This window comes from Novosphingobium sp., from assembly GCF_040079535.1.
In the GTDB taxonomy this organism is placed as follows: Bacteria; Pseudomonadota; Alphaproteobacteria; order Sphingomonadales; family Sphingomonadaceae; genus Novosphingobium.
In genome coordinates this window covers 1-14,174 of sequence record NZ_JBEBKB010000049.1, presented here as the reverse complement: position 1 = coordinate 14,174, position 14,174 = coordinate 1, and the positions used below count along the sequence as shown (strand labels likewise).

11 protein-coding genes are annotated in these 14,174 nt (G+C 61.0%); 5 read left to right on the top strand and 6 right to left on the bottom strand.

The genetic code is table 11. The features are described from left to right. Positions 1 to 61: 61 nt before the first annotated feature. On the bottom strand, positions 62 to 3,094 hold the full coding sequence (locus ABL914_RS12490; protein ID WP_391563513.1) for a TonB-dependent receptor: 3,033 nt from the start codon (positions 3,092 to 3,094) through the stop codon (positions 62 to 64). A 289-nt stretch (positions 3,095 to 3,383) separates the two neighbouring features. On the opposite strand from ABL914_RS12490, the gene ABL914_RS12485 reads away from it, so the two are divergent. The 3 genes from ABL914_RS12485 (at position 3,384) to ABL914_RS12475 (ending at position 7,227) form a co-directional block, all read left to right on the top strand. Further along, positions 3,384 to 4,913 carry a TIR domain-containing protein gene (locus ABL914_RS12485; protein WP_391563512.1) on the top strand — a complete coding sequence of 510 codons (1,530 nt, stop codon included), beginning with the start codon at positions 3,384 to 3,386 and terminating at the stop codon, positions 4,911 to 4,913. 227 nt (positions 4,914 to 5,140) lie between these two features. Continuing rightward, on the top strand, positions 5,141 to 5,611 hold the full coding sequence (locus ABL914_RS12480) for a hypothetical protein (protein ID WP_391563511.1): 471 nt from the start codon (positions 5,141 to 5,143) through the stop codon (positions 5,609 to 5,611). A gap of 32 nt (positions 5,612 to 5,643) precedes the next feature. Then, on the top strand, positions 5,644 to 7,227 hold the full coding sequence (locus tag ABL914_RS12475; RefSeq protein WP_391563510.1) for a hypothetical protein: 1,584 nt from the start codon (positions 5,644 to 5,646) through the stop codon (positions 7,225 to 7,227). A 7-nt stretch (positions 7,228 to 7,234) separates the two neighbouring features. Here the strand turns inward: ABL914_RS12475 and ABL914_RS12470 are convergent, their stop codons facing one another. From ABL914_RS12470 to ABL914_RS12450, 5 genes are read right to left on the bottom strand one after another with little or no spacing between them, the layout of a single operon-like run. Beyond that, a complete protein-coding gene (locus tag ABL914_RS12470; protein WP_391563509.1) occupies positions 7,235 to 7,909 on the bottom strand; it encodes a Crp/Fnr family transcriptional regulator in 675 nt (224 codons plus the stop codon). Positions 7,910 to 7,957: 48 nt separating this feature from the next. Beyond that, the gene (locus tag ABL914_RS12465; protein ID WP_391563508.1) at positions 7,958 to 9,229 is read right to left on the bottom strand and encodes an MFS transporter; all 1,272 of its coding nucleotides are present in this window, start codon (positions 9,227 to 9,229) and stop codon (positions 7,958 to 7,960) included. Positions 9,230 to 9,277: 48 nt separating this feature from the next. Continuing rightward, positions 9,278 to 10,255, bottom strand: a complete 978-nt coding sequence (locus ABL914_RS12460; protein ID WP_391563507.1) for a quinone oxidoreductase family protein — start codon at positions 10,253 to 10,255, stop codon at positions 9,278 to 9,280. A 57-nt stretch (positions 10,256 to 10,312) separates the two neighbouring features. Then, positions 10,313 to 11,161 carry a TauD/TfdA dioxygenase family protein gene (locus ABL914_RS12455; RefSeq protein WP_391563506.1) on the bottom strand — a complete coding sequence of 283 codons (849 nt, stop codon included), beginning with the start codon at positions 11,159 to 11,161 and terminating at the stop codon, positions 10,313 to 10,315. Positions 11,162 to 11,201: 40 nt separating this feature from the next. Next, positions 11,202 to 12,269 carry a 3-keto-5-aminohexanoate cleavage protein gene (locus tag ABL914_RS12450; RefSeq protein ID WP_391563505.1) on the bottom strand — a complete coding sequence of 356 codons (1,068 nt, stop codon included), beginning with the start codon at positions 12,267 to 12,269 and terminating at the stop codon, positions 11,202 to 11,204. 109 nt (positions 12,270 to 12,378) lie between these two features. On the opposite strand from ABL914_RS12450, the gene ABL914_RS12445 reads away from it, so the two are divergent. Together ABL914_RS12445 and ABL914_RS12440 are read left to right on the top strand one after the other, a co-directional pair. After that, positions 12,379 to 13,443, top strand: a complete 1,065-nt coding sequence (locus ABL914_RS12445; protein ID WP_391563504.1) for an AraC family transcriptional regulator — start codon at positions 12,379 to 12,381, stop codon at positions 13,441 to 13,443. Positions 13,444 to 13,881: 438 nt separating this feature from the next. Continuing rightward, the gene (locus ABL914_RS12440) at positions 13,882 to 14,130 is read left to right on the top strand and encodes a hypothetical protein (protein ID WP_391563503.1); all 249 of its coding nucleotides are present in this window, start codon (positions 13,882 to 13,884) and stop codon (positions 14,128 to 14,130) included. Positions 14,131 to 14,174 lie beyond the last annotated feature (44 nt).

Below are 14,174 nucleotides of genomic sequence, written 5' to 3'. Positions count from 1 at the left end.
GCAGACGGGGCCCCGTGCTGTTCGCACGGGGCCCCTTCGCTTGGCTCCCCTCCCAGGAAGCTTAGAACTTGATACCAGCCGTGAGACCATACCGACGCGGTTCGAGCGTGAACACGTTGGTATAGTTGCCCGAAGACTGATCGGTCACGTAAAGACCCGTGATCGCATCACTATCGGTCAGGTTCTGGATCCAACCACGCAGGAACCACTTCTTGCCGGGACCGTCCAGCTGCAGCTGGGCATTGACCTGGCTGAAGCTGGGCACTTCGTTGACCACACCGTTGAAGATGTTGCCATACGACTTGCCGGTATAGATGTAGTCAGCCCGCGGGGTCAGGGTCATTTCGCCCACCGGCAAGGCATACTGGACGCCGGCCGAGAACTTGTAATCGGGCGAACCAGGCAGGACATTGCCCTTGATGTTCACCGGAATACCCGAAGAGTGGACAGTAACCCCGCCAAATCCAGCACCGATCAGCGGAGCCATCGCGCTGAGCGCGTCGCAGACACTGAAGGCACCGGTTGAGTTAAGCCCGCTGCCCGAAGGGAACGCGGTGGTGGGCTGAAGCCCAGCGCCCGGCTTGAGGCCCGGGATCGCGCCCGCATTGATCATGGTGTTGACCTGGTTGACGAAGCCGTTGACCCCGGTTGCCCCACCAGCTGTGCCGGCAAGACCCGTGTTCGACGACACCGCGCAGTTCGCACCGTTGGTGAGATCCTTGATCAGGACGGCATCTGCCCGGCCGCCACTGAAATCACGCGGGTTAGCCAGGAACTTGTCTTCCGAAACTTCGGCGTGAAGATAGCTGGCCCCGATATTGATCGTCATTTCCGGGGTCGGCCGCAGCACTGCTTCCAATTCCAGACCATAGATCGTGGCGCTGACGTTATCGTTGACCGAGGTCCGGGCAACAATGCGGCTGAGCTGCAGATCCTTGTAGCTATAGTAGAAGCCGGTGACGTTGAGGATCACCTTGCCGCCAGCAAAGCTGTTCTTCGATCCGATTTCAAACGCGTTGACGAATTCCGGCTTGAAGGTATCCGAAACTGCGAAAATCGGCTGAAGCGGCGGATTGATCCCGCCAGACTTGTAGCCACGCGAATACGAAACGTAGAGCATGTTATCATCGGTGACCGCGAAATTGAGCACGGCGCGGCCGGTCATTTCATTGAACTTCACCGTCTTGATGCTGAAAGCATCGCAGCCCGGAACCGAGCCAAGTGCACCAGCAACGTTCGAGCCAGCAGGCGAGCAGACCGTTGACGGATCGGCATCAAAACCAGCCGCGTAAGGCGTCTGGAATGCGTTGGTTGAAGTGTGCGGCGTGAGGAAGCTGGCCAAAGTTGAGCGCGCCTTCACGGTCTTTTCGTCGTGATTGTAACGCACACCCAGGGTCAGCTTAACCCGGTCGTTGAAATCATAATACATTTCACCGAACACACCCTGGCTGCTGATCCGCAGATCGTCCGAGGTATTGCGGAAGAACGGCGTACCAAGGTAGCTTGGCGGACGGCCGGTTGAAAGCGCCGTAATCGCCCCCAGAATACCAGCAAAGTAATCAATCCCGAAGGCGTTCACATAGTAGCTGTTTTCGGTCAGGTGGAACTTGCTGTAAATCCCGCCCAGCAGGAAGTTGAAATTCCCATCCCACTTTGACGAAATGATCGCTTCTGCCGACCAGCTGGACTGGTATTGGTTCGAACGGTCATAATCTTGCGGGGTCATCGCGCAGGAACGATGCCCGCCGTAGGCGCCGGTTCCGGTTTCTTCGGGAAGCGAGGTGCAGAGCACACCATTGGGCCCATTGGGCGTCAAGGCATTGTAGACCGGCAGGAAGTAGGCTGCAGTGCCCGGACCAAAGGCCCCGGCCAAAGCGCCAGCCTGAAGCGCGGTCAGTGCAGGCGTGTAGTTTGCGCGGTTCTGGACTGACAGGTTGTAGTCCTGGCTCGAATCCAGCACGACGTTCTGGTAGTTACCCTGAAGGCTGAGCGAAACACCGCCGCCCAGTTCCTGATCCATGCCCGCCTGCGCGATCCATTCCCGGGTAAAATAGGTCGGGTTGGTATCGGTGTTGACCGTGCGATAGTCTGCCGGGTTGGTGGCACCGGCCCAGTTGTAGGGATCGCTGCCATAGATGCTGCCAAGTGCGAGCAGATTGGCCAAAGGTGCGAGCGCAGTACCGCCGAGCTGGGTGGTCAGGAACTCCCTTGAAGTCAGCACACCAACAAACGTGGTGTTCGAATTGGTCATTTCAAACTGGCGACTGCCAGCCAGACAGCCCATCACGCCGGTCGGATCGCGATCGCACATCTGCTTTTGGATGCGCATGCGATTGTCTTTTTCATGGAAGTACTGAACCATGAAATCAAAGGTGGTGCCGCTATCGGGTTCAACCCGAAGCGAAGCGCGCGCGCCCCACATGTCGCGATCATCGATCTTTGAATTGTCAAAGATGTTGGTCGTGTAACCACCGCGGTTGAGATAGAAACCGGCAACGCGCAGCGCGGCCATATCGCCAAGCGGCACATTGATCATGCCCTTGCCTTTGACTTCGTTGAAGCTGCCATAGCCGGCTTCGAAGTTGGCTTCGGTGCGGTTCAGTTTGGGCCGGGCCGACTTGATGTTGACCACGCCCGAGGTTGCATTGCGGCCAAACAGGGTTCCTTGCGGTCCGCGCAGCACTTCAAGCTGGCCCAGATCGTAGAATTCGCCTTCGAACAGGCGCGTGCCAAACAGCGGCGCGTTGTTCATGTGGATGGCAGTAGCCTGATCGCAGGTAACCCCGACGCAGAGATCGCCGATCCCGCGGATGGTGAAGCTGGCGTCAGTGAAGTTGGTCTTGGTGAAGGTGACGTTGGGCAGGCTGAGCTGCAAATCCGACGTGTTCTTGATCTGCTGTTTATCAAGCGCTTCGGAATTGAAGGCGCTGACCGCGATCGGCACGTCTTGCAGTCTTTGATTGGTGCGCTGCGCAGTAACCACGATTTCCGGTGATGCTGCAGGTTCTTCAGCAGCTGCGGTATCCTGCGCAAAGGCAGGAAATGCGATCGCGCCGGCACATACACCAGCAAGTAGGGTCAGTTTACCCCTCATCAGCCCAAACTCCTCATAAAAATGCCCGTCCCTTAACCGGGCGGTTGCGATTGCGAATAGACCATCCTCCGCCGCGCTTGACAACAGGTTTTAATCGAAAGGTTAGAACAGTTGGAAACCGTAGCGTTCGGGCCACACCTGCGCAGCGATAGGTCTTGGTGGAAAACTGATTCGACGCTGCGGATCTGGCCCGTATCGGGGCAATTGCCCGCCGCAATCTTGGGTTGCCAAAGTGCCGGAGCTGTATCACCTTCGCCGCAACGGGTGGGGAAACCGGATGGAGCACGAAATGGCTCCGGCAGTGCCAGTGCGCTATCGGGCGTTCATCAGCTACAGTCATTCCGATGCTGGTTTCGCCAGCTGGCTGCATCGCAAGCTGGAAAGCTGGCGGCTGCCGGATAAGACCAGGCTTACCCCGATCTTCATTGACCGCGCCGAACTGGCCGCCGGTTCAGACCTGAGCGAGCAGGTGCGCGCGGCCTTGGCGGCATCGGCGGCGCTGGTTGTGGTATCAAGCCCCAGCGCCAAGGCGAGCCGCTGGGTCGGCCAGGAAATCGCCCTGTTCCGCGCGCTGCATCCCGATAGCCCGGTCTTGGCCGCGCTGATCGAAGGCGCGCCCGAAGCGGCCTTTCCCGATGCACTGGTGCAGCTGGATGATCGAACGATAGAGCCGCTTGCCGCCGATTTTCGCAATGGCCACGATGGCAAGCGGCTGGGCTTGATCAAGATCATCGCCGGGCTTACCGCGCAGCCGCTTGACCGGTTGATCCAGCGCGATGCCCAAAATCGCCAGCGCCGCGTGATGGCCGTCACAGCCGGGGCGCTGCTGCTTAGCCTAATCCTGTCTGCATCGCTGATCTTCGCCCTGCGCGCCCGCGCCGAGGCCGAGCGCCAGCGCAGCGAAGCGGAAGGGCTGGTGGAATTCATGCTGACCGATCTGAGAGACAAGCTGAAGGGGGTTGGAAACCTTGACGTGATGGATGCGGTGAATGATCGCGCCATGCGCTATTACGCTGATGGCGGCTCGCTTGATGGCCTTGGTCCAGACAGCCTGACCCGCCGCGCCCGCGTGATCGAAGCGATGGGCATTGAGGACGAAAATCGCGGCAAACTGGCCAATGCTTTTGCCAAATACACCGAGCTGCACCGGGTAACGGAAAACTTGCTGGCGGCCGATCCGGCCAATCCGCAACGGATTTTGGCCCATGCCCGCAGCGAAAATCGTTTGGCCTTGATCGAAGTCACCCAGGGAAACGAGAAGGCAGCGCTGCCGCGCTTTCTGAACGCCAAGGCGCTGCTCGATAGCGCGTGGCAAATTGCCGGCAGCGCCGATTGGCGGGCGCTTGATTCGCTGGTTACCGGCAATCTGTGCGCGATAACGCTTGAGGCTGGCGGAGATCCGAACCGGGCGCTGGAATTTTGCCGCCGGGCGGTTGAACTGGCAAAGGCTGAGGCCGGCAAAGCGGACAATCCAAACGCCTTGTATGACCTTGCCTTTCACTATTTGTGGATGGCCGATGCTGCCGATGCCATCGGCAATCGCAGTCTGGCCCGCGAATCGCGGCGGCTGGGCTTGAAGACATCCGAACGGCTGATCGCGCTTTCCCCGCACAACTGGCTGTGGCTTGAACAACACGCCGAGGTCACCCTCGATCTGGCCAGAGCCGCCAGAGCAGATGGCGATACACATTCCGCCCGGACGCTATCGGCGATTGGTGCGGCCGATGCGCAGCGGCTCGTGCGTCACGATCCAGCCAACAGCTATTGGCGGAATTTGCAGGCCCAATGCCTGACCTTCAGGAAGGAGATTCTTCAATGAACTTGACCCCATCAAAGCATTTGCGGCTTTACGAGATTGGCTTGGGTGTGAATGACCGAGGCGAATTCAAGTATCGCCAAAAGGTGACCGCCAATTCAACCAATGACGCAGTTGAGCGGATTGGCCACTTCTCAAAGCATGGGCCGAATGGCGCGCCAAGTGCGAGCAAACCAACGCACGCCCCAACCGATTTGTCGATCGAAGTCGATAGTGACGATACCACTTACGTGATCCGGATCGATCCATTGGCCCAAACCGCTTTCGGGCCTGGGTCGAATCCGATAATGATTCTACCTTCACATCTGGGCAAAGATTTATTGAAAGATGTTGGCCTGATCGACCAAAGCGGCGCCTTCATTGCAGCCGAGGATATCAGCTACGATTTTGCCAAACGCCCGGCGAATGCAGCCCTTACCTTCCGGTGCAATCTGGCGGCGCTGAAGGTAGCCTGGGAAAAAAGCGTTGACGCCCGGCACGGCGGCTACAAAGTTGAAATTCCGATCTATCTGAACCTCTATGACACGGAAAGTGAAGGCCCCGTCTGGGCATTTGATGACCACCGCTTCCACGATGATCATCAGAAATTCGAAGCAGAAGCGCTTGCGGCAAACAAAAACCCCGAAACGCACGGCGGAATCCATCCCAAAACCCACGGCGGCATTCATCCTCGCGGTGCGGCGCAATTCCTCTATGAATAGCGCCTAACCCAGTCAGCGAGACCCCCTGCCCAATGAACCAACCCACCCTCCCCGCGATCGCCGCGCTTGCCCGAGCGGGTGCGATTGCGCGGGCGTGGGAGCTGTTTGTGGCGGGGGGGCACGCTGATCGTGCCGATGATCCGGCGGCGCTGGCGGTCAAAGGACGGCTCACCAAGGGGCAGGCGCGGCTGGCTGCGGGGGCAGATCAGCGGCGCCTGTTTGCCGATGCGGCAGCGGCCTATGGCGCGGCCGATGCCTTGTCGCCCGCGCCCTATCTGGCGATCAATGCCGCAACTCTGCATCTGCTGGCGGGAGATCCCGTCGCAGCTGCCCAGCGCGCGCGCGGCGTGCTGGCCCAACTGGATGCGCCGACCACGCCGGCCGACACGCCCTATTTCCTCAGCGCAACCCGCGCCGAATCGCTGCTGATCCTGGGCGATCAAGACGAAGCCAAAGCAGCCATGGCGCGCGCCGCTGCAGAACAGATTGACGGCTGGGCTGACCGCGCAGCAACAATCGCCCAGCTGCGCGAGATTGCTGCCGCGCAAGGCTCTGACCCAGGCTGGATCGATCGCTTTGCCGCGCCCGCCAGCCTCCATTTTGCCGGCCACATGGGCATCGCTGCCGGGCAATCAAGCGAGCTGGCATTGACCGATGCGGTTGATCGGTTGCTCAGCCAGACCGGGATCGGTTTTGCCTGGGGGGCGCTGGCCGCCGGGGCCGATCTGATCATCGCCGAACGCCTGCTGGGCCGCGGGGTAGAACTGCATGGCGTGTTGCCCTGTCCACCAGATCAGTTTGAAGCCCAATCGGTTGCCCCAGCCGGCCAGATCTGGGCCGATCGCTACCGCGCGGTGCTGGCGCAGATCGCATCGCTGCGGGTGGCGGCAGACAGCGCCGTATCGGTCCACGATCCGCTGGCGACCCGCCATGCCGGAGAGCTTGCTATCGGCGGCGCGCTGAACAATGCCGCCACGCTTTCCAGCAGCGCCTGTCAGCTGATCGTCACCGATGATCTGGGCGGCGGGGCCAACACCCGCCGCCAGGCCGATCTGTGGCGCGCTGCGGCCGGGCCGCAGCACCATCTGATCGTGCCGCGCGATTGCGCCGTTGAAGCGATGTTCCCGCCAGAGCAGCCCGATCCAGCCCGCATTCTGGCAGTGCATCTGGCGATTGGCCTCGATGCCCTGTCAGCAAGTCGGGCGCGTGGCTCCCACGAAATCGCGGCGATGACCGCGCCAGTTGTCGCGGCCATGGCCAATATCCCGCCTGGCTCGGTCCGCACTGCGCCAGGGCTGTGGGAGGCAGTGATTGAGGACCTGCCGCTGGCGCTGGACACGATCACGCGGCTGGCGGCGCTGGGCAATGTGGCGATTGGTGCGGATCTGGAAATTGCACCGGTTTTGTATGATCCGCCAAGCGCAACGATGATTCCCTATGGCTGCGCTGCACCGCGCGCGCGGCAGCTGATGGCGCTAGCCCCCACCGGGGTTGCGCTGGCCAGCGATGCGCTGGCGGTAACGCTGGCGGCGCACGGTCTGGGCCAGCTGCGAAGCGAACTTTACCATCCCGGCGATGATCAGGGTGAAGTGGCGATCCACGCGCTGGTTAGCTGAAGCAGCATCAATAAATCAGCTCTTCCAGTCGGTGCGGGGCAGCCAGTTCCAATCCGCCATCCACCCGCCGCAGCACACCGCGTTTTTCCAGACTGGATACCGTGCGCGAAACCGTTTCGCGCGCGGCTTGAACTTTCAGCGCCAATTCGGTCATCACCGGCACCGGGCGGATCGTGCCCCCGCCGGCATTGGCCATCCGCAGCAGTTCTGCAGCGATCCGGCCGGTTGAGGATAGCAGTGCGGTCTCAACCATCCGCTGGCGCATCGCCGCAATCCGGGCCGAAAGGTGCCGCGCCAGCGCCAGCGCAACCAACGGATAGCTCTCCATCAGGCGAACCATCACCGAAGCTGCAAAATGGATTGCGCGGCCTTCGCTCAGCGCTTCAACCCGCGCCCCGCCATCGGCCTGCCCGCTGCCGGCCAGATCGCCAAACATTTCGCCCTGGACCAGCGCGTGAAGCACCAGCACCGCGCCATCACGGCCATAGGCCAGCTCTGCCGCATGCCCCAGCGTAAGCAAGCTGGCCGAGCCGCCGGTACCGTCAGCCGCACCATCGCGCGGCCACAGCACCGCACCGCGGGTGTGCCCGGCCGCGCGGCCCAGGCCTGCGATTGTTGCGGCCAAGGCTTCGCCGCAGCCAAACGCTGCACGCAGGATCGTCAGATCATCCGGATGTGCCATCTCGCCTTGGCCCCCTTGATCCAAGACTAAGCCCAACGGCGCCAGCTATCAAGCCGCTTCGCCGCCCGGCTTCTGGCGGATTTCAGCGCGGTAGAGTGGCTGGGCAAAGGCCATCGCCAAAGCCGCCAGCAGGCATGGCAGCGGCATAACTTTCAGCGCTTCAAGCAGACCGAAATGATCTGCCAAAAGCCCGGTAACGAACGGGCCCGGGGCAAGCCCGATCAGATTGTAGGCCAGCGCCAGCACCGCCATCGCCGTGCTATGCACCGCGCGCGGGGTGGAATTGGCAATCATTGCCCCGGTGACCCCGGTGATCCCCCCTACCAACAGCAGTCCGCCGCCGATCAAACCCAGTTGCAGCGGCCCAGGCGGCATGAAGAACGCTCCTCCAAACAGGGTTGCCGAAACCAGTGAGAAAATGATCGAGAGCTTGGGTGTAATCGCGCCATTGGCGCGCGCCAGCCGATCAACCAGCATGCCGCAGCCGATCATGCCAATCGCGCAAACCAGCAGGAACAGCGCAGTGCTGCGTCCGGCCTGCGCCAGCTGCATACCGTAATGGTCGGTCAGCAGCAGCGGCATCGCCCAGGCCAGGGTCCCCGTGCAGAATAGCTGGATCCCGCCCGCAAAATAGGTCAGCCACAATAGCCGGCGGCCAATCAGCAAGCGGGCCAGTTCGCGCCATTTGGCCGGCCCGGATCCGGCCGCAACGCCAATCCGGCTTTCGCGCACCACCAGGGCATAGGCCACCGCCAGAATCAGACCGAACAACCCGATCGCTTCAAAGGCAGTCCGCCAGCCATAGCTTTCGGCAACTTGCCCCCCGGCGGCGACACCAATCATTTGGCCAACCACCGATCCGGCCAGAAACGATGCAGACAGCGTAGCCCGCAAATGCCGCGGAAACGCCGCCAGCACCACGGCAATCCCAACGCTGCCATAGGCTGCCTCCCCCACCCCCACCAACGTGCGGGCGAACAGCATTTGCGGGTAAGTCTGGGTCCAGGCACCGGCCAATGTAGCCAGGCTCCACAAGGTTGCCATAAAGACCAGACTGCGAACCCGGCCAAACCGATCGGCCAGATAGGACAGCGGCAGGGTCAACAGTCCAACCGCCAATGCCACCACGCTGGCCAGCGAAGCCAGCTCGGCATTGTTCAAGCTCCATTCCAGCTTGATCTGCGGGCCCGCCGCATTCAGCACCTGGCGGGCCATGTGATCGCTCATCAGCAGGCCAAAACTCAGCGCGAAAACCGCCCAGGCATAGCCGGTTGCGCGGGCTGGTCCGGGATCGTCCGAGATGAATGTTGGTCCAGCCAAACTATAAATTTCCCCAAATCGAACCGGAATCGCGCGGCGCGATCCGGATCACAGCGTGAATACCGATGATCCGATCGACGTGCCAGCTTCCAGTTCGCGGTGGGCCCGGACGCAATCTTCCAATTTATAACGCTGGCCGATCTCAACCTTGATCCGGCCCGCGCCAAGATGGTCGAACCAGAACGCCGCCAGCTCGGCGCGCTCGGCCGGATCGGCGAAGTAGTCCACAAAGGCCGGGCGGGTGAAATAGACCGATCCTTGCATCGCCATTTGCAAGGCATCGATTGGCGGGAACGGGCCCGATGCAGTGCCGCAGCCAACCAGCATCCCGCGCCGCCGCAGCGATTTGAGCGAGCCTTCGAACGTATCCTTGCCAACACTGTCGAACACTGTCTGAACGCCTTCGCCGCCGGTCAGTTCCTTGACCCGCTGGGCAACATCCTCGCGACGATAAAAAATGATCTCGTCGCAACCGAACGCACGGGCCTTGGCGGCCTTTTCCTCGGTAGAGACCGTCCCGATCACACGCAGCCCGATCAGCTTTGCCAGCTGGACCGCGAACAATCCCACCCCGCCAGCCGCAGCATGGAGCAGGATCGTATCGCCGGCCTTCAGGCGCGGATCGGTTTTCAGCAGCCAATAGGTAGCCGAAAGCCCGCGCATGGTCGAAGCGGCAGCATCTTCAAGTGAAACGCTATCTGGCACTTTGAACAGCGGCGCAGCAGGCATTACCCGTTCGGTGCTATAGGCCCCCAGAGGTCCGCCGTTGTAGCTGACCCGGTCACCCAGCGCGAACCCTTGCACACCTTCGCCAATCGCCTCGATCACTCCGGCGCCTTCAACCCCGATGCCGCAGGGCGGCTGGACCGGATAATAGCCGGAACGAAAATAGGTATCGGCAAAATTGCAACCGACCGCAGCGTGGCGCAGGCGCACTTCGCCGGGGCCGGGTTCGCCCGGTTCAGCCTGTTCAAGGCGCAGCACTTCGGGGCCGCCAGTCTCATAAAAACGAACCACTGTCGCCACTAGAATTCTCCCGTTCGTCTATTCATATTGTTGTTTTGAAACTGATGCCATCAAGCTCTAGAATGGCCGATCACCGATGATCGTCGCGCGGTTCATCCGGCGCACGCAGGGCGGATAGTCCATTACGGCGTAATGCTGGGTGCAGCGGTTGTCCCACAGCACCACACTGCCCGGTGTCCAGCGCCAGCGGACCTGATATTCGGGGACATGCGCCTGGCTGACAAGATAGCGCAGCAGCGCGCCCGAACCATCAGAGAAATCCTGCCCGAACCGGACCCGATCGGCGGTGTGATAATTGGTGAAGTGCGTGGCAAAGGCATTGACGAACAGCGATTTGTTGCCGGTTACCGGATGGGTCCGCACCACCGGATGTTCGGGATCGGGAAAGCGCTCTTTCATCGCCAGCCGGTCCGCCATCGGTTTGGCCGCCATGAAGCTGGCTTCCATTGAATGGCGCGCGCGCAAATCGGCAATGTCCTGCTTGATCCGGTCTGGCAGCCGCGCATAGGCCAGCTCCATATTGGCCCACATCGTATCGCCGCCCACCGGCGGGCATTCCACACAGTGCAAGATCGCCCCCATCGGCGGGCATTCACGCCAGGTAGCATCGGTGTGCCACGAATTTTCATAACGTTCGGGCGGGCTTTCGGGGCTTTTCCAGATGTGGATGATGCCCGGCTCACTATCGTCGCTGGCCGCCAGTGGATGATCCTCAAGATCGCCAAATCGGCGCGCCACTGCGGCATGCTGGGCATCGCTGATCGTCTGATCGCGGAAGAACAGCACCTTGTGTTGCAGCAGCAGCGCACCCAACTCACCCGCCAGATCATCGTTGGTGCCGGCTTCGGCCAGATTGAGATCACTGATCTGCGCGCCCAGTGCGCAAGTGAGTTGTTCGACTTTCATGGGATCATCCTCAAAAGTTGCAATGCAGCGATCTGGTTGTTCAGGCTCCTACCAGCGGCGCGCTGCGCACGTTGGCCACGCCGAAATTGCTGTTGCGGTTGGGCAACCAGCCGTTTTCGCGTAGCGTTTCATCGATACTGCCATAGAACGTGCCGATCTTGTAGATCCGGCGCGCGTCCTGGGCCGTGGCGATCGGGCGGTAGAGCTCTTCCGAAATGCGGACCAGCTTTTCGATCTGCTGGACAGAACTGGCGCGCTCGCCCTTGCGGCCCCACATGTTGTCTTCCTGGCCAACCCTGGCGTGAAATCCCATCGCGATGGCCATGGTGCAAAGCGGATAGACGCTGCGCATCAATCCTTCGACCGTGAACACCGCGTTCTGCGGCAGCCGGTTTACGAATTCCAGCAGGTTGCGCGGATTGGGGCCATCATGCCCGCCACCGATCGCCACCCAGTTAAGCACCAGCGGCCCCATATAGTGCCCGGTCCGAACCAGCCGTTCAATTGTCTCAAGATCGCGCGCGCAGCCGACCATGAAATGGGTCTGGATGCCGCTGGCGGTCAGCCGCTTCATGTGTTCTTTCATGAACTTCGGCCCGGCCTCGTAATACATCTCGGTATAGGCTTCGGCAAAATTGGTTTCACCCATCGATGTGCCGGCGCAATCGTCCTCGGTGATCAGTTCCATCACGTTCATCTGGTTGGTGTTGACGGCCAGGGTAACCTGATCGGGCGCCGGGGTCAGATCGGCCAGCATATGGCGGGTATCATCAGACAGCCACAGCGCAGCCTGGCCCTCGTCTTTGGGGGCAAAGCTGATCGATCCGCCAACCTGCAGGATCATTCCCGGCACCGCGCTGCGCAGCCGATCAAGCATTTCGTTGAACCGGTCGAGGTTTTTCGAACCCGTCCCATCGGGCTCACGCACGTGAACATGCAGCACGGTTGCGCCGGCATTATAGCAATCGACCGCTTTTTGAACCTGCTCGGCGAATGATACTGGAATATCATCGCTGTCGCGCGGCAAGAAACTGGGAGCATAGGGGGCAACCTGGATCACCAGCGGATCCTGGGTTTCGGGCAGCAAGCTATCATCGAAGAATTGCATGTCTGTGTCCTCCAAAGGTGCGTTTGCGGCACCCTTCATTTTTTGCTGGGACCGGAATGCCGCAATTCTTGCTTGCCTGCTTTCCAATTTGCGCCATATACTTTCTTATATGAGCCAATCGAGAGGTTTGACCCTGCGGGCCGCCGCGTTGACCGGATTGGGGGCGCTGTGCCGCAGCTACGGCGTAGATGCCGCGCGGCTGCTCCGCCAGACTGGGTTGCCCACCTCGGCCGAGCTGCAACCCGATCGGCGCCTGCCAGTAACCACGGTCAATCAAGTGCTTGAACTGGCGGCATTGGCCACCGGGCGCGACGATTTCGGGCTCCGGCTGGCGGAATTGCGCGGCCTTTCCAATCTCGGCCCGATCGGCCTGATCGCCCGCGACGAACCCAGCGTTGGCACCGCCTTTGCGGTGATTGAGGCCTATCTGCCGCTCCACAATGATGCCCTGGTCATCAACCGCCAGCATTTCGCCGATCTGGTCGTGCTGCGGACTGAAATCCTTGCGCCCGGCAGCAAGATTCAGGCGCTCGACATGGCGCTGGCTGCGCAGCACAGCATCCTCCACCAGCTCGCCGGGCCAGGCTGGATGCCCGAAGAGGTCTGCCTGACCCGCGCCCCCCCGGCCGATCAATCGCGGTTTCGCCAGGTGCTGGGCCGGCGATTGCGCTTCAATGCAGAGTTCGACGGGATAGTGATCCGCGCCGATCTGTTTGATCAGCCCAATCCCATGGCCGAGGCCGCCTTTCGACCTTATGCCAGCCAGCTGCTGGGCCGTGCCGCGCCGGGCGCGGCAGAGGCTATGGCGGTGCGGGTTGAGCGCGTGCTGGCACAGCTGCTGCCCAGCGGACGCTGCACTGCCGGGCACATCGCCCAGCACCTTGGCATATCGCGCCGGACGCTGACCCGCACGCTTGAGGCAGAAGGCAGCCGGTTCCTCGAATTGCTCGATCAAGCCCGCGAGGAAGTTGCCCGCAGGCATCTGGCCGGCCAGGCTCGCAACCTCGCTCAGATCACCGATCTGCTGGGCCTTTCCGGCGCGCCCGCCTTCACAACCTGGTTCCGGCGGCGCTTTGGCGTGACACCCAGTGAATGGCGCAAGGCAGCGCGCGCGCTGCCAGCGGCGCCACAGCAAAAGCCCAGATTGAACGCGGCAAAGACACAGTCAATTTGAGAGCGCACCGCTCGCCTGCACCCGAGAGTTTTTCGGGAAAATGTCCCCCGGACACTTTCGGGCCAGCACTGGTATCGCCTGATGGAAAGCGTGCCCCTCGCTTGCGCTCGGGAGTTTTTCGGGAAAATGTCCCCCGGACATTCTCTTCTTCCGAAAAACTGGTGCCCAGAAGAGGACTCTTACTGGAATTATAGTCTTGTAAATAAGAGCTTTAATATTGCCTTGAGCCCAAGTGAGGCCCCCATCGGAGCCCCCAAATTTTATTTTTGTCCGGGGTTCGAGTCCCCAGTGTGACAAAAATCAAGGATTCCGTTGGTCGCCATTTCTACTGCAAATAGCCACGTGAGCATAGCCATCTTGCCGAAAGTTTAGCCGCCAGTCTGCCCTTGTCGGCATGTTGGTTTAGGCTGTGAGCCATGGACGCAATGGGAGGCAATCATGGCACGACGAAAAAGGATTGGGTACGTCCCGCCCGAAGAGATCCTTGCACGGATCGAAAGGCACAGGCTGAGCTACTATCTGTCCCGGCCAGACAATCTCGATCCGACCGGTATGGGTGACGAAGCGCTTCTCGATATCGAGGCCGTGATCGAAATGGCTTCAACGCGCCACAGTTCGCAAGTCGGCGATGGTATCCGCATTGCTGAAATGGACGCCCTGATGCTCTCTTCCGTCGGGCGTTCCTGACTGGCGATCAGCTGGGACACCACTGCATCGAGCTGCGCAAGCAC